Annotated in this window: 17 protein-coding genes, 1 other RNA gene and 1 pseudogene; 9 read left to right on the forward strand and 10 right to left on the reverse strand. The window is 65.9% G+C overall.

Annotated features, from left to right (window positions below; translation table 11 throughout):
- Positions 1 to 152 precede the first annotated feature (152 nt).
- The 3 genes from LRX75_RS15870 to LRX75_RS15880 all read left to right on the forward strand — a co-directional run bounded on the left by LRX75_RS15870 (position 153) and on the right by LRX75_RS15880 (position 3,307).
- Complete coding sequence (locus LRX75_RS15870; protein ID WP_113150022.1) at positions 153 to 953, forward strand: inositol monophosphatase family protein; 801 nt, start codon at positions 153 to 155, stop codon at positions 951 to 953.
- Between the two features lie 244 nt (positions 954 to 1,197).
- On the forward strand, positions 1,198 to 2,277 hold the full coding sequence (locus LRX75_RS15875) for a MotA/TolQ/ExbB proton channel family protein (protein WP_231815714.1): 1,080 nt from the start codon (positions 1,198 to 1,200) through the stop codon (positions 2,275 to 2,277).
- A 1-nt stretch (position 2,278) separates the two neighbouring features.
- Entirely contained in the window at positions 2,279 to 3,307 is a 1,029-nt protein-coding gene (locus LRX75_RS15880; RefSeq protein WP_231815715.1) for a peptidoglycan -binding protein, read from the forward strand.
- Between the two features lie 203 nt (positions 3,308 to 3,510).
- Here the strand turns inward: LRX75_RS15880 and LRX75_RS15885 are convergent, their stop codons facing one another.
- Positions 3,511 to 4,434, reverse strand: coding sequence for a Bug family tripartite tricarboxylate transporter substrate binding protein (locus LRX75_RS15885; RefSeq protein WP_231815844.1), 924 nt, complete (start codon positions 4,432 to 4,434; stop codon positions 3,511 to 3,513).
- Positions 4,435 to 4,699: 265 nt separating this feature from the next.
- A complete protein-coding gene (locus LRX75_RS15890; protein WP_420851213.1) occupies positions 4,700 to 6,502 on the reverse strand; it encodes an ABC transporter transmembrane domain-containing protein in 1,803 nt (600 codons plus the stop codon).
- A gap of 246 nt (positions 6,503 to 6,748) precedes the next feature.
- Between LRX75_RS15890 and rpmE the strand changes: the two genes are divergently transcribed.
- Positions 6,749 to 6,970: a 50S ribosomal protein L31 gene (gene rpmE / locus LRX75_RS15895; protein ID WP_018327882.1), complete on the forward strand. Its 222-nt coding sequence runs from the start codon at positions 6,749 to 6,751 to the stop codon at positions 6,968 to 6,970.
- Positions 6,971 to 7,364: 394 nt separating this feature from the next.
- Here the strand turns inward: rpmE and rcdA are convergent, their stop codons facing one another.
- Together rcdA and LRX75_RS15905 are read right to left on the reverse strand one after the other, a co-directional pair.
- The gene (rcdA, locus tag LRX75_RS15900; protein ID WP_113150016.1) at positions 7,365 to 7,883 is read right to left on the reverse strand and encodes a protease adaptor protein RcdA; all 519 of its coding nucleotides are present in this window, start codon (positions 7,881 to 7,883) and stop codon (positions 7,365 to 7,367) included.
- 429 nt (positions 7,884 to 8,312) lie between these two features.
- Positions 8,313 to 9,662, reverse strand: a complete 1,350-nt coding sequence (locus LRX75_RS15905) for an MFS transporter (protein ID WP_231815716.1) — start codon at positions 9,660 to 9,662, stop codon at positions 8,313 to 8,315.
- 222 nt (positions 9,663 to 9,884) lie between these two features.
- On the opposite strand from LRX75_RS15905, the gene LRX75_RS15910 reads away from it, so the two are divergent.
- Positions 9,885 to 10,040 (forward strand): hypothetical protein, encoded by a 156-nt coding sequence (locus tag LRX75_RS15910; protein ID WP_092935698.1) that lies wholly within the window; start codon positions 9,885 to 9,887, stop codon positions 10,038 to 10,040.
- 19 nt (positions 10,041 to 10,059) lie between these two features.
- On the opposite strand, the pseudogene LRX75_RS15915 reads toward LRX75_RS15910, so the two are convergent.
- The 6 genes and pseudogenes from LRX75_RS15915 to tkt form a co-directional block, all read right to left on the reverse strand.
- Positions 10,060 to 10,985 (reverse strand): annotated as a pseudogene (locus tag LRX75_RS15915) (PhzF family phenazine biosynthesis protein).
- A gap of 285 nt (positions 10,986 to 11,270) precedes the next feature.
- On the reverse strand, positions 11,271 to 12,296 hold the full coding sequence (locus tag LRX75_RS15920; RefSeq protein WP_231815717.1) for a class I fructose-bisphosphate aldolase: 1,026 nt from the start codon (positions 12,294 to 12,296) through the stop codon (positions 11,271 to 11,273).
- Positions 12,297 to 12,516: 220 nt separating this feature from the next.
- Positions 12,517 to 13,716, reverse strand: coding sequence for a phosphoglycerate kinase (locus LRX75_RS15925; protein ID WP_231815718.1), 1,200 nt, complete (start codon positions 13,714 to 13,716; stop codon positions 12,517 to 12,519).
- A gap of 28 nt (positions 13,717 to 13,744) precedes the next feature.
- Complete coding sequence (locus LRX75_RS15930; RefSeq protein ID WP_231815719.1) at positions 13,745 to 14,317, reverse strand: putative glycolipid-binding domain-containing protein; 573 nt, start codon at positions 14,315 to 14,317, stop codon at positions 13,745 to 13,747.
- A gap of 123 nt (positions 14,318 to 14,440) precedes the next feature.
- Positions 14,441 to 15,451 (reverse strand): type I glyceraldehyde-3-phosphate dehydrogenase, encoded by a 1,011-nt coding sequence (gene gap, locus LRX75_RS15935; RefSeq protein ID WP_092930310.1) that lies wholly within the window; start codon positions 15,449 to 15,451, stop codon positions 14,441 to 14,443.
- An 87-nt stretch (positions 15,452 to 15,538) separates the two neighbouring features.
- Positions 15,539 to 17,521 (reverse strand): transketolase, encoded by a 1,983-nt coding sequence (gene tkt / locus LRX75_RS15940; protein WP_231815720.1) that lies wholly within the window; start codon positions 17,519 to 17,521, stop codon positions 15,539 to 15,541.
- Between the two features lie 284 nt (positions 17,522 to 17,805).
- On the opposite strand from tkt, the gene LRX75_RS15945 reads away from it, so the two are divergent.
- From LRX75_RS15945 to LRX75_RS15960, 4 genes are all read left to right on the forward strand, one after another.
- Positions 17,806 to 18,078, forward strand: coding sequence for a DUF4164 domain-containing protein (locus LRX75_RS15945; protein ID WP_092935696.1), 273 nt, complete (start codon positions 17,806 to 17,808; stop codon positions 18,076 to 18,078).
- Positions 18,079 to 18,134: 56 nt separating this feature from the next.
- Positions 18,135 to 18,536 (forward strand): cell division protein ZapA, encoded by a 402-nt coding sequence (locus LRX75_RS15950; protein ID WP_231815721.1) that lies wholly within the window; start codon positions 18,135 to 18,137, stop codon positions 18,534 to 18,536.
- A 129-nt stretch (positions 18,537 to 18,665) separates the two neighbouring features.
- A non-coding RNA gene (gene ssrS / locus LRX75_RS15955) (6S RNA) lies at positions 18,666 to 18,823 on the forward strand.
- Positions 18,824 to 18,954: 131 nt separating this feature from the next.
- A complete protein-coding gene (locus LRX75_RS15960; RefSeq protein ID WP_231815722.1) occupies positions 18,955 to 19,560 on the forward strand; it encodes a 5-formyltetrahydrofolate cyclo-ligase in 606 nt (201 codons plus the stop codon).
- Position 19,561 lies beyond the last annotated feature (1 nt).

Consider the following 19,561-nt stretch of genomic DNA (forward strand, 5'->3'; position numbering starts at 1 on the left):
GAAGCGCCGCCCGGTGGATCGTCAGGACGATCCGCCGCGTTGTCGGCTTGATCCCCGGTCTCCTTCAAGGACGCCGTCGTCGCCGACCGTTCTGTGACAGCCCCGCGATCTGCCGGTCCTCTCTCCGGCGCTTTTTTCAGAGGAAGCCCGAAATGGCCCGTTCCGCCCTTCTCAACGTCATGGTCCAGGCCGCCTTCAAGGCGGGCAAGTCGTTGTCCCGCGATTTCGGCGAGGTGCAGAACCTGCAGGTCTCCATGAAGGGGCCGGGCGATTACGTGTCGCAGGCCGATCGCAAGGCCGAGAAGATCCTGCGCGAGGAGCTGATGAAGGCCCGCCCGACCTATGGCTATCTCGGCGAGGACGGCGACGAGGTCGTGGGCACGGATGGCGCGCATCGCTGGATCGTCGATACGCTGGACGGCGCCGCCAACTTCCTGCACGGCATTCCCCATTTCGCCATCACCGTCGCGCTGGAGCGTCAGGGCGAGATCGTCACGGCCGTCATCCTCAACCCGGCGACCGACGAACTCTACACGGCCGAGCGCGGCGGCGGGGCCTTCCTCAACGATCGCCGTCTGCGCGTGGCCGCCCGCCGCAGCCTGTCGGATGCCGTCATTTCCTCGGGCACGCCGTTCCTCGGCCGCGGCCACCACGGCAACCACCTCATCGAACTGCGCCATGTGATGGGCGAAGTCGCCGGCGTGCGCAGCCTCGGCTCGCCGTCGCTGGCGCTTGCCTATGTCGCGGCCGGCCGGTTCGACGGCCACTGGGAACGCGACCTGATGCCGTGGGATCTGGCCGCCGGCATCCTGATGGTGCGCGAGGCGGGCGGCTGGATCGCCGATATCGACGGCGGCAACAAGCCGATCGAGGACGGCTCGATCATCGCCGGCAACGAATATATCCGCAAGGCGCTGCACGAGGTCCTGCACCGCCCCATGCCGGGCAAGTAATCCGGCCACGTCATCCCCTCGGACCTGCCGGAGCTCGCGCCGGCACGTCCCACTTCCGCCGTTTTCCCGCGTCGATATCCTCCCGGCGCCGCGGTTACACGGGGCTCGCCCAGGTCGTCGATCTCCTGCAGAAACTGTGCGCGAACCGTTCCGGTTTGGTCCATTATGCAGTAGGGTCTGCGCCATATGGCCGGGCCCGGCCGAGAGATGACCGGGCGGCCGGCTGGGAATCGAGAGAAGCGGCATGGCGAAACTGACATTGTCTGGATGGGATGCGGAGCAGGGCGGGGACTACAATCCCAACAAGCTGACGAGCCCCATGGTGTTCTTCTGGACCATGGTCATCTTCCTCATCATCGTCGGTTTCGTCGGGGCCATCCTGTTCCGGCAGGCGCAGGCAGCCTTCCTGAGCAATCCCGGCCTCAACGGTCTGATCCTCGGCGTGCTGCTGATCGGCATTCTCCTCGTCTTCACCCACGTTCTGGCGCTGAGGCCCGAGGTGCGGTGGTTCAACAGCTTCCGCGCCGCCGGCAGCGCCGACAAGGTCGGGCGCGATCCGGTTCTCCTCGCCCCCATGCGCGCGTTGATCGGCAAGCGGCATTCGATGGCGATCTCCACCGCCGCGCTCCGTTCCATCCTCGACAGCATCGCCACCCGGCTCGATGAATCGCGCGACACGTCGCGCTATCTCATCGGCCTTCTTGTCTTTCTGGGTCTGCTCGGCACCTTCTGGGGCCTGCTCGGCACCATCGGCTCCATCAACACCGTCATCCAGTCGCTGGATGCCGGCAGCGGCAGCACGGAAGACGTGCTTTCGGCGCTGAAGACCGGTCTTTCCGCGCCCTTGACCGGCATGGGCACGGCCTTTTCCACCTCGCTCTTCGGCCTTGCGAGCTCACTGGTCCTCGGCTTCCTCGACCTGCAGGCCGGCCGGGCGCAGAGCCGCTTCTATACCGAACTGGAAAACTGGCTGTCCTCCGTCACCGATGTCAGCTCGGACGTGAACGTGCGCTCGGATGCGGGCACGGGCGATCGTTCCGAAGATCTGCGGCTGATCGCCGAGGAGCTGAGCCGCATGACGCAGGAGGGCGGCACCAGCCAGCGCACCACCGCGGCCATGGCAAGCCTTGCCGAGGGCATTCAGGGGCTGGTGAAGAACATGCGCGGCGAGCAGCAGATGCTCCGCGACTGGATCGAGGCGCAGCAGGAGGAGGCGCGCTCCATGCGCCGCACGCTTGACAAGCTGGCCGCGCGACTGTCGGACAACGACCGGAAGACGTTGCCGGTGCCGCGGCGAGCGAACGAAGAGACGGGACAGGACTGAGATGGCGCTTCGCAGGGGTCGCCACCAGCGCACCGTGGATTACTGGCCCGGCTTCGTCGATGCCCTGTCGACGCTGCTGCTCGCCATCATGTTTCTGCTCTCCGTCTTCGTGATGGCGCAGTTCCTGCTCAGCCGCGAGATCAGCGGCAAGGACGAGGTGCTGACGCGGCTGAACAGCCAGATCAACGAGCTGACCCAGCTTCTGGCGCTGGAAAAGAGCGGCAAGCAGGATCTGGAGGATTCGCTCGCCAATCTGCAGGCGTCGCTCGCGACGTCGGAGGGCGAGCGCTCGCGGCTGCAATCCCTGCTCGATCAGGGCAGCGGCAGCACGGCTGCGGCCGACCAGCGCATCGGCGATCTCACCGGACGGCTGGAAGCCGAACAGCAGGCGAGCGGCCGGGCCATGAGCCAGATCGATCTCCTCAACCAGCAGATCGCCGCCCTGCGCAACCAGATCGCCGCCATCGAGAGCGCCCTCCAGGCCTCCGAAGCGCGTGACGCGACGTCGCAAACCAAGATTGCCGATCTCGGCCGCCGCCTGAACGTGGCCCTGGCCCAGCGCGTACAGGAGCTCAATCGCTATCGCTCCGACTTCTTCGGCCGCCTTCGCGAAATCCTGTCGGACCGCGAGAACATCCGCATCGTCGGAGACCGCTTCGTCTTCCAGTCCGAAGTTCTCTTCCCTTCCGGCGGCAACGAGCTGAACCCGGCGGGGCAGGAGGAGATGGCCAAGCTCGCGATGGCGCTGCTCGATCTCGCCAAGGAAATTCCGGCCGAGATCAACTGGGTGCTGCGGGTCGATGGCCATACGGACAATGTGCCGCTGTCGGGCGCCGGCCGCTATGTCGACAACTGGGAACTTTCGTCGGCCCGCGCCACGTCGGTCGTCAAATACCTCATCTCCAAGGGCGTCCCCCCCGGCCGCCTGGTCGCAGCCGGCTTCGGCGAGTTCCAGCCGATCGCCGAGGGCGACACCAAGGAAGCCCGCGACCAGAACCGCCGGATCGAGCTGAAGCTGACGGAGAAGTAGAGCGAGCGAGGGGCACGGCAAACATTCCGCGCTGGCGATAGGCCCTCACCCCAACCCTCTCCCCGCCTGCGGGGCGAGGGGACGTGGCATGCTCGGTGTTTTGATATGTGGCGAAAGCCGTGCCTCCAGGTCCCTTCGCCCCGCGTGCGGGGAGAAGGTGGCGGCAGCCGGATGAGGGGCTGGTCGGTTAAAGGCGATCTCCCTCAATCCAGCGTCACATTCGCGTCCTTCACCACCGGCGTCCACTTGTCGATTTCCGCCTTCACATGCGTCTTCAGTTCCTGCGGCGTCGAGGCGACGATGGTGGCGCTGAAGTCCTTCATGCGGGCGACGACGTCCGTGTCGGCCATGGCCTTTTTCGCCGCCGCGTTCAGGCGGGCGATCACCGGTTCGGGCGTGCCGGCCGGGGCGAAGAGGGCGTTCCAGGTATAGGTCTCGTAGTCCGGAACGGTCTCGGCGATCGTCGGCACGTCGGGGAAGGAGGCCGCGCGTTCGGCCGTGGTGACGCCAAGCGCCCGCAGCGTGCCGGCCTTGATGTGGCCGGAGGACGAGGGCAGGTTGTCGAACATGATCGGCACCTGATTGCCGATCACGTCGTTCAACGCCGGGCCGGACCCCTTGTAGGGAATGTGCTGCATGCTGACGCCGGCCATCTTCTTGAAGAGTTCGCCCGAGAGATGCAGCGGCGTGCCGTTGCCCGAGGAGGCGTAGGCATATTTTTCCGGGTCGGCTTTCAGGAGCGCGATCAGCTCTGCCACCGTCTTTGCCGGCAGCTCCGGATTGACGACAAGGACGTTCGGCACCAGCACCAGAAGAGAGACGGGCGCAAAATCCGTCTCGGGATCGTAGGGTTTCGTTTTCAGGATCAGCGGGTTCAGCGCGTGCGTGGCCACCGTTCCCATGAGGATCGTGTAGCCATCCGCGTCGGCGCGCGCGACGTTGGTCGCGCCGAGGTTGCCGCCGGCACCCGCGACGTTCTGGACGATGACCTGCTGGCCGAGATCGTCCGACATTTTCTGCGCGACGATGCGCGCCACCACGTCCGTCGAGCCGCCCGCCGCAAAGGGCACGACCATGGTCACGGTGCGCTCCGGAAAGTCCTGCGCCCGCGCATGCCCCGTGGCCATGGCCAGCGGCAAGGCCAGAGCAAGCGCCGGCAGCGTTCCGGTCAAAAAGGATTTGAAGACAGACATCGCGTTCCTCCCGTCACTGTCTGAGATCCGGCTCGGCGCATTCTCCAAAGCGCCGGCCGGTTTGCAGAGTGACATCGGGGGGAGGGCGCCGACAACCGTCTTCCGGCGTGAAAGCCGCCGCGTCCCGGTGCCGGCCGTCCCGCGTGGGTCACCTTTCACCCACGCGGGCTCGATATGGGTGGAAAGCTACCCAGAGGGGTCAGAGATTGGCGACGTTCAGCGCCTGTGCGCCCTGGTCGAACTGCAGACGCGCAAGCCGCGCATAGAGCCCGCCCTGGCGCACCAGCGCGGCATGGGTGCCGTCCTCGACGATGCGGCCCTGATCCATCACCAGAATGCGATCGGCCTTCAGCACGGTCGCCAGCCGGTGGGCGATGACCAGCGTCGTGCGCGTGCGCATCAACCCGTCGAGCGCGGTCTGCACCAGCGTCTCGCTTTCGGCATCCAGCGCGGACGTCGCCTCGTCGAGCAGCAGCACCGGCGCATCCTTCAGGATGGCGCGGGCAATGGCGATGCGCTGGCGCTGGCCGCCCGACAGGGTGATGCCGCGCTCGCCGACCGGCGTGTCGTAGGCGTCGGGCATGGCCCGGATGAAGGGATCGGCCTGCGCGGCGATGGCCGCCGCCTCCACCGCCGCCCGCGTGGCGCCCGGGGTGCCGAAAGCGATGTTCTCGTGGATGGTGGCCGCAAAGATGGTCACGTCCTGCGGCACGATCGCCACCCGGCCGCGCAAGGCCTGCGGCGCGAGAGCACGGATGTCGATCCCGTCGAGCCGGATCGTCCCGCTGTCGGGATCGTAGAACCGCAGGAGCAGCGAGAAGAGCGTGCTCTTGCCCGCGCCGGAGGGGCCGACGATCGCCACGGTCTGTCCCGGCTCCACCGCGAAGCTCAAGCCCTTCAGGCTTTTCTCGAGCGGCCGCGTCGGGTAGGCGAAGTGGACCGTGTCGAACGCGACCCGGCCGATGGCAGGCTGCGGCAGGGCCGTCGCGTTGTCCGGCTCCGTGATCGCGGGCCGTTCCTGCAGCAGCTCGCGCAGCCGCTCGGCAGCACCGGCCGCCTGCGAAAGCTCGCCCCAGACCTCCGACAACGCGCCGAGGCTGCCGGCCGCAAAGACGGAATAGAGCAGGAACTGGCCGAGCGTGCCGGGCGAGATCGTGCCCGCCAGCACGTCCTGCGCGCCGAACCAGAGCACGGCGACGATGCTGCCGAAGATCATGGTGATGGCAAAGGCGGTCAGCGCCGAGCGCGCGGTGATCGCGCCGCGCGCGGCCCGGTAGGCGTCCTCCACCGTGGTGCCGTAGCGCGTCATCGCGGTCGCCTCGCCGTTGAAGGCCTGGACGGTGCGGATCGCGCCGATCGCTTCGCTGGCATAGGCGGACGCGCCGGCCAGCCTGTCCTGGGCTTGCCGCGAGCGGCGGCGAACGTTGCGGCCGAAGGCGACCAGCGGAAAAACGATGACGGGGATCGCGATCAACACCAGGCTCGACAGTTTCGGGCTGGTATAGACCATCATGGCGATGGCCCCGAGGCAGAGGATGATGTTGCGCAGCGCAACGGAGGCGGTTGCGCCGACCGCCGATTTGATCTGCGTCGTGTCCGCCGTCAGCCGCGAGACGATCTCGCCGGACTGGTTGACGTCGAAGAAGGCCGGGGACAGCCGCGTGATGTGGTCGAACACCTCGCGCCGGATATCGGCCACCACCCGCTCGCCGAGCGTGACGACGAAGAAGTACCGGCCGGCGCTCGCCAGGGCCAGCACGATGGCGAGCACCATCAGCATGGCGAAATAGGTATTGATGAAGGCGCTGTCGGAGTTGGAGAAGCCGTGGTCGATCATGCGGCGCACGGCCAGCGGCAGTGTCAGCGTGGTCAGCGCCGCCGCCACGAGACAGATGGCGGCCCCGGTCATGAGGCCGCGATAGCGTTTCACATAGGGAAGCAGCCCGGCCAGCGGGCGGACGTTTCGCGTGGCCCCTGTCGCCTTGTCGTTGTCGATCGCCACACTGTCCTCCCGTCGCCCGGCATCCGGGCGAAACATTTCACGCGTCTCGCAGCGGGATCGTCGAAATCCCGCTTTGCTCTCGGGCCCTGCGATGGCCCTTGTTATCTCTTGGGCCTTCATGTATAGGCACCGCATCCAATTGAAAAGACGTTGGCCGAAATGCGGTCTGCGGCTTCATTATCGTGTTCGGTCCCGCAGCCGCAAGTGGTTGCGACAAATGGACCCGGGAACTGCAGGAAGAGTGTTATGAAGGCTGATATCCATCCCGCTTACCACATGATCAAGGTGGTCATGACCGACGGCACCGAGTACGAGACCCGCTCGACCTGGGGCTCCGAAGGCCAGACCATGAACCTTGAAATCGACCCCAAGTCGCACCCGGCCTGGACCGGCGGCAACCAGCAGCTCATGGACCGCGGCGGCCGCGTCTCCAAGTTCAAGAAGCGCTTCGAAGGCCTCGGCCTCTAAGATCCGCTTCGGTGGCCGCGTCGTTTCGGCGCGCTGGATGCGCATATGTATCGAAGGAGCCCGGTTCGCCGGGCTTTTTTGCGTTTGAAGAGCGGTCGGTGGGTGTGTCCGCCCCTCATCCCCCTGCCGGGACCTTCTCCCCGCCAAGCGGGGAGAAGGGACTGCGCGGCCGGCTTCGCGAGGGTCACTGCAGGCAAGGTTTGCGACGAAGAAGTGTCCGCCGCTTGCCGCACCGGCGCCACACGTCCCTTCTCCCCGCCTGCGGGGAGAAGGTGGCGGCAGCCGGATGAGGGGCCGTCACACCCTTGTGCCGTGATCGAAAATATCCGGTCCACCAAACACGAAAAAGCCCGGCATGCCGGGCTCGTTTCATCCGATCTGACTGCCTAAGACCTCAGCTCGCGCCGAACGCCGTCTGCAGCAGGTTCAGCTGGGCCTTCACGCCGTTCTGGTTGTCGGGCACGAAATTGCCGGCTTCCTGGGGGCGGTAGATTTCGCGGTCGAGCAGGGCGACGCGGTTCTGGAGGCGGAGCGAGCGGTCGATGAGGTCGCGGAAGCCTTCGGGAAGGTCGGACCAGCCGGGTGCCGTGCGGTCGACGTTGAAGCTGTCGAGACGGACCTTGTTCTTTTCCGACAGCACCTGGTCGCGGGTCATCTCGCCATTGTTGACGGCGCGCTGGAGAAGCAGCCAGGAGGCCATCTGCATCAGACGGGTGGTGAGGCGCATGGATTCCGCAGCGTAGAGAACCGATGCCATGCGCGGCAGGACCTTGGAGGCCGCGCGACCGTGGCCGTCGAGGTAGCTTGCGGTTTCCTCGACCAGACCCATGCCCTCAGCGTAGAGCGCCTTGAACTGTGCCGATGCTGCGGCGTGGCCTGCAAAACTGACGGTGTTCAATCCGCGTTCGGACATGGTTCATTCCCTGGTTAGACGCATTCACTCGGTCAGGTAACGGGCGGGTCGATAAAAAGTTTCTAACGCCGCTCTTCTCAAGGTGAAGAATGGTCTCATAGCGCATTTCACGCAAGTCTATTCTTAAGAAAGGGTTAACATCCACACTTCTGTGATTACGCCCCTCTCGCGGCCGGATTAAGGCAAAAAAAGAGCCGCAAAAGCGGCTCTCAAGGTAAAACAGGGAGAAAATCAGAGCATTCGCCGATGGTGAAATGTCTGAGTCCAGAGCGAACTGGATGCGATGATGTATAAACCGGAATGCTTAACATTCGGTTAAAACCATAGTGTTCCCATCGTGATTTGAAACATTTTCATGAAGCTTAGTGTTTCGTTCATCTTTCGACGGCGCGACGCTCGGGCGCGATTCGTGCGCGGCCTGTTTCGCGCTCACAGCGTGCGGGCCGGGTCCTCCCGGTCGCCGGTGTCCTCCCGGACCATGGTTCCCGCCGCGACATCCGGTTCGCCGGTCTCTGCCGGTGACGGGTCGGCCGGCGTCGCCTGTGCTGCGCGCGGCGACATCTGCAGACTTTCGGGCGTTGCCATCAGCGGACCGTTCGACATGGTGGCCGGGAAGGGGTCGCGTTGCGAGACGGGAACGGCGGCGCGGCGGCGGCTGCGGAAGAGGGCATAGGCCGCGACGATGATATGGGCACAGGCGGTGATCATGAAGAGCGCATAGGGGCCCATCATCGTCATGACCGGGCCGCCCACGGTCGGGCCGATGATCGTGCCGATGCCGTAGAGCAGCAGCAGGCCGCCGGAGACCTTTACGAAATCCTCGGGCGCCGCGAAGTCGTTGGCGTGGGATACGGCGATCGGGTAGAGCGCGTTCGACATGGCGCCGTAAAGGCCGACCATGATGAGCAGCGACACCTTGCCCGCCGGCTCGAACAGGAAGATCAGAAGCCCCGCCAGCGCGGCGACGGCCGAGATGCCGGCGAGCACGTAGCGGCGGTCCATCCGGTCGGAGAGGCGGCCGGCCGGAAACTGCATGATGGCGCCCAGAAAGATCACGGTGCTGACCATGACGGCGACATCCGCATCCGGCAGGCCGGCCTGGCGCCCGAAGACGGCGGCGAGCGTGCCATAGGCGCCGTTGGCGATGCCGACCATGAGGATGCCGAGGAAGGAGACGGGGGAATTGCGGTAGAGGCCGGCGAGATCCAGGCGAACCTGCTTCAGCGGCTGGGGCGAGACCGCGGTCGACATCAGGGTCGGCAGCATGGCCACGCAATAGACGATGCCGCAGACCATGAAGAGCACGGCCGTGTTGGTGTCGCCGAAGGGCACGATCATCTGGCCGGCCACCACGCCGAAGAGGGTGATGGCGATGTAGAGCGAGAAGATCGCCCCCCGACTTTCGTTCGTGGCGCGCTCGTTCAGCCAGCTCTCGATGATCATCGAGGTGCCGGCGGTGCAGAAGCCGGTGAAGGCGCGCAGGACCACCCACCAGACGGGATCGACATGGATGCCGGTCATCAGCGCGACGATGGCGAGGATGGCCGCGAAGATGCTGAAGGCGCGGATATGGCCCGCGCGCCGCACGATCGCCGGCGCCGTCAGGCAGCCGAGCACGAAGCCGCTCGCCCAGGAGGTGCCGAGCAGGCCGAGCAGCGTGGCCGAATAGCCCTCCGTGGTGCCGCGCATCGGCAGGAGCAGGCTGTGAAGGCCGTTTCCGAGAAACAGGAACAGGGTTCCAAGGAGAAGGGCCGCGACGGGGAGGAGGTTTCTGGTCATGAGACTCCGCTTGTTCCGGACGTACCCGCGAACCTACTGCAAATTTCCCGAAACCGGAATCGGTTTGAGCATTCCTTTTCCTACGATGTCGATGCGGCGGCTGCGGCACCAGCCGCGACGCGGCGCGGCGGAGACCGGACGGTCCTGTCGTCTCGTCGCGAGGCCTGCCGCTTGGCGGAAAGCGCGTCGCATGCCGTCCCTGTTTGGTCTATGGTCGCAGCGATGTCCAAAGCGCTCTCCCTCCTGCTTCTCGCCCTGATGACGGTCCAGCTCGTAAAGCCTCTGGGCTGGCCGGGGCTTCGTTATCGCCGGGATTTCTGGAAGATCGCGGTGGCCGCTATCGCCGTGATGATGCTGACGGTGCTGATCCGCCCGTAACGCGGCCCCCGACTGCGCGTCAGACCGCGAGGGTGCCGCGCATGACCTCCACGCAGTCGCCGATGACGCGCACGCTTGCGGGCTTGCCGTCCGACATGGCCACGCGCAGGCGAATGTGGCTGGCCCGGCCCATTTCCACGCCCTGGTCGATCGTCAGGTCCACCGTGTCCGGTGCGGAGGGCAGGCTGGCGGCGAGATAGGCGGCGAGGGCTGCCGAGGCGCTGCCGGTCGCGGGGTCTTCGGGGATGTTGTCGAGCGGCGCGAACATGCGGGCACGCAGCGCAAGCGGATTGCCACTGGAGCGGACGTACAGAAAGACCGACAGGCGGCCATCGGCCGGGTCGAGGCCGTGCGCGTGCTTGGCTGCGGCAAACAGGCTCGTGTCCGGCGCTGCCGCTGCGAGTGTCTCCAGATCGGGCAGTTCGGCGACGAGGAAGGGCAGGGCCACCGAGAGGACCAACGGGGCATGGTTGCCGGTGGCGATCCGCGACGGGGCAAGGCCGACCATCGGGCCGAGCCCTCGACCGACAGGCCGTCCGCGACGGTGAGCCTCTGCGGCGCCTGTATGCTGGCGCCGGTCGCCCGGCCGCCGGCGTCGCGCTCCACGCTTACCTCGACGATGCCGGCCTTCTCCTCGAAGCGCAGACGGTCGCCGACAGGCTTGCCGAAGACATGGCCGGCGCGGGCAAGCGCGAAGGCGGTGCCGACATTGGGGTGGCCGGCAAAGGGCAGTTCCATGGTCGGGGTGAAGATCCGCACTTCGGCCGTATTGTCGGGGTTTGCCGGCGGCAGCACGAAGGTGATCTCGGAATAGTTGAACTCGCGCGCGATCGCCTGCATCGTCTCGCCGTCGAGCCCTCGCGCATCGGCGATTACGGCCAGCGGATTGCCGCGGAAGCGCTCTTTGGTGAAGACATCGAGGGTGACGTAGTCGAACGTGGTCATGGCGCGGGCTCCGGTGATGCGGTGTAGGATCAGGTGCCGATGACAGACACCGAGGGGCCTGTTATCGACACTGGGTCCAACAGCTATCCCGGATGCCGGCCGGTGCGAAACGGCAGACTTGTGACCGTGACAATGTCGGACAGACCGCTGCGCGCCGCTGTCGCGGGCCGGCGACCGGCACGAAAAAACCCGGCCGCACGGTGGCGGCCAGGTCTCCCTCCCTCCCAGAAGGGGTTTGCGGGTCTCGTCAGCGGACAGCCCGAATCTGTGTCGGATCGGCGGCGATCAGGCCGCCTTTTCCAAGTCCTTCTTCCAGCCGCCCTGGGCTGCCAGGCCGCACATGCGGGCGCGGTGGGTGAAGGCGCGCTGGCCGGCGGCGACGTTTTCGGCCTTGCCCTGCCAGGCGTTCAGCGCTTCGGTCTGCAGCGCGCGGCCGTAGGAGAAGGTCATGGTCCAGGGCAGGTCGTAGCCGGCGATCATGGCGGAGAGGTGGGCGGTCGCTTCTTCCGTGGACTGGCCGCCGGACAGGAAGGCGATGCCGGGAACGGCGGAGGGGACGGTGCGCTTGAGAACGGCGACGGTGCGCTCGGCGACCTGCTCGACGCTGGCCTTGCGGGCCTTCTTGCCGTCGATGACCATGCTCGGCTTCAGGATCATGCCTTCGAGCGAGACGCGGGCGTCGGCAAGTTCGGCAAAGACGATGCGCAGCGTTTCCTCGGTCACCTCGGCCGAGCGTTCGATGGCGTGGTCGCCGGGCGTGCCGTCCATCAGCACTTCGGGCTCGACGATCGGCACGATGCCGGCCTCCTGGCAGAGCGCGGCGTAGCGGGCCAGCGCCTGGGCATTGGCCTTGACCGAGCCGAAGCTCGGCAGCGTGTCGGAGACGGCGATGACGCCGCGCCACTTGGCGAAGCGGGCGCCGGCCTCGTAATAGCGCTTCAGGCGCTCGGCGAGGCCGTCGAGACCTTCGGTGATCGTCTCGCCCGGAAACTTCGCCATCGGCTTCGCGCCCGTGTCGACCTTGATGCCGGGCACGGCGCCGGCGGCGCGGATGATGTCGACGAAGGGCGTGCCGTCGGCCGCCTTCTGAAACAGGGTTTCCTCATAGAGGATGACGCCGGAAATATGCGATTTCATCGCCTCGTCGGCGCGAAACAGCATCTCGCGATAGTCGCGGCGCGAGGTCTCGCTGGAGGCAAGGCCGATCGTGTCGAAGCGCTTGCCGATCGTCGCGGTGGATTCGTCGGCGGCCAGGAGACCCTGTCCCTTCGCCATCATCGCTGCGGCAATATCTTCCAGTCTCTCGGTCATGATCGTCCTCTCCGGCTCTGCATATCTCCTCTTTGGATAGCAGACGGCGACGCGGATGCAAAATATTTTAAAATATTTAAACCGATTGAATATAATTTAATCGTTTGAAATACTTGTCGTTTCCGTGAGCGCCTGCAGCAAATGTCCTGCAAGCGCTTTGGATATTCTGCACGCGGGAGGCGCATGGCGGACCATCCGCCTCCCTGCGGGCGATGGCCGACTACTTCTGCTGATGGAGGATGTCGACGCCCGGCAGCGGCTTGCCTTCCATCCATTCGAGGAAGGCGCCGCCCGCCGTCGACACGTAGGTCAGGTCGTCGGCGACGCCGGCATGGTTCATGGCCGAGACCGTGTCGCCGCCGCCGGCGACCGAGACGAGCGCGCCGCTCTTGGTGCGCGAGGCCGCGTGGCGGGCGACGGCCACCGTCGCCTTGTCGAAGGGGGCGATCTCGAAGGCCCCGAGCGGGCCGTTCCAGACCAGCGTTTCCGCCTTGCTCACCCAGTCGTTCACAGCCGCGATGGACTTTGCGCCGACGTCCAGCACCATGGCGTCGGCCGGGATCGCCTTGATGTCGACCACCTCGTTGGCGGCGCCCGCCTTGAACTCGCGCGCGATCACGCCGTCCACCGGCAGCACGATGGCGCAGCCCGATGTTTCCGCTTCCGTGAGAATGCTGCGCGCCGTCTCTGCAAGGTCGTGCTCGCAGAGCGACTTGCCGACGTCGATGCCCTGGGCGGCAAGGAAGGTGTTGGCCATGCCGCCGCCGATGACGAGGGCATCGACCTTCTTGACGAGGTTGGTCAGGAGGTCGATCTTGGTCGAGACCTTGGCACCGCCGACGATGGCGACGACCGGACGCTTCGGGCTGCCGAGCCCGGCTTCCAGCGCTTCCAGTTCAGCCTGCATGGTGCGCCCGGCATAGGCCGGCAGCAGATGCGCAAGGCCCTCGGTCGAGGCATGGGCGCGGTGCGCGGCGGAAAACGCGTCGTTGACGTAGATGTCGCCGTTTGCGGCCAGCGTCTTGGTGAAGTCGGCGTCGTTCTTTTCCTCGCCCTTGTGAAAGCGGGTGTTTTCCAGCAGCAGGATATCGCCGTTCTCGAGGCCGGCCACGGCCGTCGCCGCGGCGTCGCCGATGCAGTCGGCGGCGAAGTGAACGCGCTGGTCGATGATATCCTCGACGGCGGCGGCGATCGGCTTCAGCGACATCTCCGCGACCGGCTCGCCCTTGGGGCGGCCGAAATGGGCGAGCAGGATGACCTTGGCGCCCTTTTCCGACAGTTCGCGGATCGTCGGCACGACGCGCTCGATGCGGGTCGCGTCGGTCACCTTTCCGTCCTTGGTCGGCACGTTCAGGTCGACGCGCACGAGTACGCGCTTGCTGGCGATGTCGGTCAGGTCGTCAAGGGTCTTGAAGGTCATGTGTCGTCTCCGGTTGCGTCTGATCGGGTCAGGTTCGAATGAAAAGCGTGGGGTAGTCGAGCACGAGCCCGTCCGCGTCCAGCGGAAGCTCCGCCGTAAAACTGCGGTCGGCGGCCTCGTAGCGATAGAGCCGGTCCTCGGCAAGGCAGGTATAGTGCTGGCCATCGCGCAGCGGCTCGAACGTGTCGAACGGGATGTAGAGCATGTCGAGGCTGCGGGTGCCGTCTTCGGGGCGCAGGGCGAGCCGCCGGATCGGCAGCGTGTTGGTGAAGGGCGTGCCGGCGAGATCGACGTCGATGCAGCCGTCGAAGGCGGGCAGCGCCTGTCCCTCGCCATCCTGCCAGTGGCCGAGCCCGTCCGAGACGAGCGAGAGGCGGATGCCGGTCGTGGTTTCGAGCGTCAGGGATGTCGTCGTCCAGTGCGGGTCGCAGTCGATCGTGTAGCGCACGCCATAGGTCGTGCCGCCGCGTGCGCCGATAACGACCGACGCGATGCGGATGCCGGGCCGCGGCCCGGACAGCGGCATCAGCGTCAGATGCTCCAGGCCCTCGTCCTCGAGCGGACGCCAGCGCACGGTCCTTTGCTGCAGCGGGCGAAACATCGGGGATCCTTGCCTCGTCTTGCCTTGGATTTGCCGGGACATCGCAGGCTGCAGGTGCGCCGCGCGGACCGCAGATGAAAAAAAGCCCCGGAACGCCTGTGGCGTCCGGGGCTCGTCATGGTCTCAGAGCAGCTTGCCCATGGCGACGGCCGTGTCGCACATGCGGTTGGAGAAGCCCCATTCATTGTCGTACCAGGACAGGATGCGCACGAAATTGCCTTCCAGAACCTTGGTCTGGTCGATGGCGAAGATCGAGGAATGGCTGTCGTGGTTGAAGTCGCGCGAGACCAGCGGCTCGTCGGTGTAGCCGAGAATGCCCTTCAGCTTGCCGTCAGCGGCAGCCTTGATGGCATCGTTGATTTCGGCAACGCTCGTGTCGCGCTTGGCGACGAACTTGAAGTCGACGACGGAGACGTTGGGCGTGGGAACGCGGATCGACGTGCCGTCCAGCTTGCCCTTCAGTTCCGGCAGCACGAGGCCGACGGCCTTGGCGGCACCGGTGGAGGTCGGGATCATGGACAGGGCTGCGGCGCGGGCGCGGTACAGGTCCTTGTGCATGGTGTCGAGCGTCGGCTGGTCGCCCGTGTAGGAGTGGATCGTCGTCATGAAGCCGTGGTCGATGCCGATCACATCGTTCAGAACCTTGACCACCGGTACCAGGCAGTTCGTGGTGCACGACGCGTTGGAGATGACCGTGTGTTCCTTGGTCAGCTGGTCGTGGTTGACGCCGTAGACGACGGTCAGGTCGGCGCCGTCGGCGGGCGCGGAGATGATGACGCTCTTCGCGCCGGCCTGCAGGTGGGCTGCGGCCTTGTCGCGGGCGGTGAAGATGCCGGTGCACTCGAGCGCGATATCGACGCCGAGATCCTTGTGCGGCAGTTCGGCCGGATTGCGCACGGCCGTCACCTTGATCGGCTTGCCGCCGTTGATGACGATCGCGTCGCCCTGGACTTCGACGGTCGCGGGGAACTTGCCGTGGATGCTGTCGTAGCGCAGCAGGTGCGCATTGGTTTCGACCGGGCCGAGGTCGTTGATCGCGACGACTTCGATGTCGGTGCGGCCGGACTCGACGATGGCGCGGAGCACGTTGCGGCCGATGCGGCCGAAGCCGTTGATGGCGACTTTCACTGTCATGAGGGCTCTCTCCCTTTGAGAAGGCGGAATGGGTTCAGGTCGTGGTCATCGGGCATGCGCGGATGCGCATGCCCTTCCGGGATGTGTTTACGAGAGTTTGGCTTCCGCGGCCGCGACGATCGCGTCCGAGGTGATGCCGAAGTGCTTGAACAGGTCCTTGGCAGGGCCGGACGCACCGAAGGAGTGCATGCCGACGAAGGCGCCGTCGGAGCCGATGAAGCGATCCCAGCCCTGGCGGACGGCGGCTTCCGCCGCGATTTTGACGGGGGCGGTGCCGATCACGGCCGTCTTGTAGTCGTCCGGCTGGTCTTCGAAGAGCTCGAAGCACGGCACGGAGACCACGCGGACGGCAATGCCCTTGGCCTTGAGGTCGGCGGCCGCCTTGACGGCAATCTCGACTTCGGAGCCGGAGGCGAAGATCGAGACCTTGGCGTTGTCGTCGGCGATCAGCTCGTAGGCACCCTTGGCGCAGAGGTTTTCCGCGCTGTAGGTGGTGCGGGCCGGGGCCAGGTTCTGGCGGGTCAGTGCCAGGCCCGAGGGCCGCTTGCCGTCTTCCAGCGCCAGCTGCCAGCATTCCGCCGTTTCCACGGCGTCGGCCGGGCGGAACATCAGGAGGTTCGGGATCGCCCGCAGCGCCGCCATGTGCTCGACCGGCTCGTGCGTCGGGCCGTCTTCGCCCACGCCGATCGAGTCATGCGTCAGCACGTGGATGACGCGGATGCCCATCAGCGCGGCCAGTCGGATCGACGGACGGCAATAGTCCGAGAAGATCATGAAGCCGCCGGAATAGGGGATCAGGCCGCCATGGAGCGCGACGCCGTTCATGGCCGCGGCCATGCCGTGTTCGCGGATGCCCCAGTGCATGTAGCGGCCGCCGAAATCCGTCGGGGTGATCGACGTCATCTGGCTGGTCTTGGTGTTGTTGGACGGCGTCAGGTCGGCAGAGCCGCCCAGCGTTTCCGGCAGGAAGCCGTTGATGACTTCCAGCGCATCCTCGGACGCCTTGCGGGTCGCAATCGTCGGGGGCTTCTCGGCGAGCGTCTTCTTGTAGTCGTCGATGGCCTTGTCGAAGCCGGCCGGCAGCTGGCCGGCGAAGCGGCGGGTGAACTCGGCCTTCTTCGCTTCGTCGGTGGACGCCAGGCGCGCTTCCCAGGCCTTGCGGGCCTGGATCGAACGCTCGCCGGCACTGTGCCAGGCCTCGAGAACGTCGGCGGGCGTGTCGAAGGCTTCCGCTTCCCAGTTCAGCGCCTTGCGCGTTGCGGCGATTTCTTCCGCGCCGAGCGGCGAGCCGTGAACCTTGTGGGTGCCGGCCTTGTTCGGGGCGCCGAAGCCGATGACGGTCTTGCAGGCGATGAAGGTCGGGCGGTCGGATTTATGGGCGGCTTCGATCGCGTCGGAGATCGCCTTCTGGTCGTGGCCGTCGACTTCGATCGTGTTCCAGTGCACGGCCTTGAAGCGGGCGATCTGGTCGGTCGAGTCCGACAGCGATACGGCGCCGTCGATGGTGATCGAGTTGTTGTCCCAGAAGAGCACGAGCTTGTTCAGCTTCAGGTGGCCGGCCAGCGCGATCGCTTCATGGCTGATGCCTTCCATGAGGCAGCCGTCGCCGCAGAGCGCGTAGGTATAGTGGTCCTGCAGGTCCGAGCCGAACTCCTGTTCGAGCTTGCGCTCGGCGATCGCCATGCCCACGGCATTGGCAATACCTTGGCCGAGCGGGCCGGTCGTCGTCTCGATGCCCGTGGCATGGCCGAATTCCGGGTGGCCGGCGGTCTTGGAGCCGAGCTGACGGAACTGCTTGATGTCCTCGATGGTCATGTCCGGATAGCCCGTGAGATAGAGCAGGGCATAGAGGAGCATGGAGCCGTGGCCGGCCGACAGGACGAACCGGTCGCGGTCGGGCCAGTTGGGGTTCTTCGGGTCGAACTTCAGGTATTTGGTGAAAAGGACGGTCGCGATATCGGCCGCGCCCATGGGCAGGCCGGGGTGGCCGGAATTGGCCTTCTCCACCGCATCCATGGCCAGAAAACGGATCGCATTCGCCATCCGGTCGTGTTGTTCATTCGAGATCATGACTGTTCCGCTTAAGCTTGATGATCAGGGAACGGTCTCTATCCTCCAAAGACCGCATCGGAAGCGGGTGAGACATAGCACCTCGCCCGGTGGAGTCAACAAAGACGGCAGGCGCCGAAGCCCCGTCGAAGCACGAAAAATCGTGCTTGATCCACAGCTTCCAGCCTGTAGCTGACAGGCTGGCGTTGTGTCGCCCGATGGATTGAGTCTAATAGTGCGATTGGCTTTGACAAGGGCGCAGCGTGCCGATTCGGTGCCCCGGCCATGGATTGGAAGCAGACACGATGGCGGCAGGGAAGACAGTCAGGGCGGCAATCGACGAGCTGAAGGGGGCGGTGGCCGGTCTGGAAAGCGTGATCGACGGCCGGCTGGACCGCGAACGCGACCGGGTGGAGATCGAGGGCGAGGTCCGCCGGGTCAATACGGACAGGGCGCGGCTCGCGCAGGAACTCGACCAGTCGCAGTTCCGCGCCAATCGTCTCGAAGAGGTCAACCGCGAGGTATCGCGCCGTCTCGTGACCGCCATGGAAACCATTCGCGCGGTTCTCGACCGGTGATCCACCCGATGATCCAGATGTCGTCCGTCAACGGGCCTCGGGCCGGGAGTTAGCCAATGGCGCAAGTCACCGTGACGATCGACGGCAAGGCCTATCGCATGGCCTGCGAGGAGGGGCAGGAGGGGCATCTCACCGACCTCGCTCTGCGCTTCGACCAGTATGTCAGCCACCTCAAGGGCCAGTTCGGCGAGATCGGCGATCTCCGGCTGACGGTGATGGCGGCCATCATGGTGACGGACGAACTGTCCGAGGTGGATCGCCGGCTGAAGGCGCTGGAGGCGGAAGTGGACGGGCTGAAGCGCGCCCGCGACGCCGCCGTCGCCAGAGAGGCCGAGGCCGAGGAGGCGCTGGCATCGGCGCTCGGCGAGGTCACGACCCAGATCCAGGGTCTCGCCGCCCGCATCGTCAACCGCCCCGCGCCCGCCCAGCCCGCCCAGCCGCCGGTCCATCCGCGGTAGGCATCCGTTTCCGGACAATCGACCCTGGCCGAGATGTCGCAACCGGCTCTTGCGCGATTTCGCAATCGGCTCTGGCCCGATTTCGCAATCGGCTCTGGTATGCCGCGCCGAAGCACTCTATATTCCCATTGCGGTCTGCGCTTCACGACAGGAACCACAATCCCTGGGGCCATACTCGATCCAACGGGAGCTGTCCCTGTCCAGGCTCGTGGGCCTGGGCATATGGCGCCCACCTACGTTTGTAGGCACCCAGGATCGTAAACATCCATCGGTCGTGTGGATCGCACCTTATCTCCTCCCTTCAGTCCCGGCAGCCGGCGATCCGGTGAGGCGCACCGTGTCGTGCGTGCTCCGTCTTTGCGCCATCTTGATCTCGCGCAGCGGACGGTTCAAACCGGACGGCGGATAGGAGGGGATCATGACGTTACCATCCAGAGAGCAGAAAGCTGTGTTGCGCGCCGAACGGCTGGCGCTGCGGGATGCCCTGTCGCCGGAGGTGCGGGCCGAGGCTTCCGCCGCGATGCTTCGTCACATCGACACGCCGGCCTTCCGCCGGGCCTTTGATCCCGCCGGCGCGACGGTGTCCGGCTTCTGGCCGATCCGCTCGGAGCCGGACATCCGCCCCCTTATGGAATGCCTGCGCATCATGGGCGTCCGCCCCTGCCTTCCCGTCGTTCTCGACCGCGAAACCATTGTCTTCCGCGCATATCTCGCCGGCGCGCCGGTCGTGAAGACCGGGTTCGGCACCACGGGGCCTGACGAGACGGCGGCGGTGGTCGATCCCGATCTCATGCTGGTGCCGCTTTCCGCCTTCGATCGCCACGGGCACCGGATCGGCTACGGCGCCGGCCATTATGATCGCGCCATCGCGCGCCTCGACGCGCTGGGCAGGCGCCCGCGACGGATCGGGATTGCTTTCGCCTGCCAGGAAGTGGCATCAGTGCCTTTCGAGCCGCACGACATCCCGCTTGACGCCATTCTGACGGAAGAAGGGCTGATCGAGACGCGGCGGCAGCAAGTGTAAC

Origin of the sequence: Rhizobium quercicola, from assembly GCF_021168455.1 — a bacterium.
Lineage (GTDB): Bacteria > Pseudomonadota > Alphaproteobacteria > Rhizobiales > Rhizobiaceae > Ferranicluibacter > Ferranicluibacter quercicola.

What these genes read in the sequence shown, in the direction of transcription:
- LRX75_RS15875 (WP_231815714.1), top strand. Translation starts at nt 1,198, where the DNA reads ATGGCGAAACTGACATTGTCTGGATGGGATGCGGAGCAGGGCGGGGAC.
- LRX75_RS15905 (WP_231815716.1), bottom strand. Translation starts at nt 9,662, where the DNA reads ATGACCAGAAACCTCCTCCCCGTCGCGGCCCTTCTCCTTGGAACCCTG.
- tkt (WP_231815720.1), bottom strand. Translation starts at nt 17,521, where the DNA reads ATGATCTCGAATGAACAACACGACCGGATGGCGAATGCGATCCGTTTT.
- LRX75_RS15925 (WP_231815718.1), bottom strand. Translation starts at nt 13,716, where the DNA reads ATGACCTTCAAGACCCTTGACGACCTGACCGACATCGCCAGCAAGCGC.
- LRX75_RS15870 (WP_113150022.1), top strand. Translation starts at nt 153, where the DNA reads ATGGCCCGTTCCGCCCTTCTCAACGTCATGGTCCAGGCCGCCTTCAAG.
- LRX75_RS15945 (WP_092935696.1), top strand. Translation starts at nt 17,806, where the DNA reads ATGGCGGCAGGGAAGACAGTCAGGGCGGCAATCGACGAGCTGAAGGGG.
- LRX75_RS15920 (WP_231815717.1), bottom strand. Translation starts at nt 12,296, where the DNA reads ATGACCGAGAGACTGGAAGATATTGCCGCAGCGATGATGGCGAAGGGA.
- LRX75_RS15885 (WP_231815844.1), bottom strand. Translation starts at nt 4,434, where the DNA reads ATGGCCACGGGGCATGCGCGGGCGCAGGACTTTCCGGAGCGCACCGTG.
- LRX75_RS15910 (WP_092935698.1), top strand. Translation starts at nt 9,885, where the DNA reads ATGTCCAAAGCGCTCTCCCTCCTGCTTCTCGCCCTGATGACGGTCCAG.
- gap (WP_092930310.1), bottom strand. Translation starts at nt 15,451, where the DNA reads ATGACAGTGAAAGTCGCCATCAACGGCTTCGGCCGCATCGGCCGCAAC.
- rpmE (WP_018327882.1), top strand. Translation starts at nt 6,749, where the DNA reads ATGAAGGCTGATATCCATCCCGCTTACCACATGATCAAGGTGGTCATG.
- rcdA (WP_113150016.1), bottom strand. Translation starts at nt 7,883, where the DNA reads ATGTCCGAACGCGGATTGAACACCGTCAGTTTTGCAGGCCACGCCGCA.
- LRX75_RS15950 (WP_231815721.1), top strand. Translation starts at nt 18,135, where the DNA reads ATGGCGCAAGTCACCGTGACGATCGACGGCAAGGCCTATCGCATGGCC.
- LRX75_RS15960 (WP_231815722.1), top strand. Translation starts at nt 18,955, where the DNA reads ATGACGTTACCATCCAGAGAGCAGAAAGCTGTGTTGCGCGCCGAACGG.
- LRX75_RS15930 (WP_231815719.1), bottom strand. Translation starts at nt 14,317, where the DNA reads ATGTTTCGCCCGCTGCAGCAAAGGACCGTGCGCTGGCGTCCGCTCGAG.
- LRX75_RS15880 (WP_231815715.1), top strand. Translation starts at nt 2,279, where the DNA reads ATGGCGCTTCGCAGGGGTCGCCACCAGCGCACCGTGGATTACTGGCCC.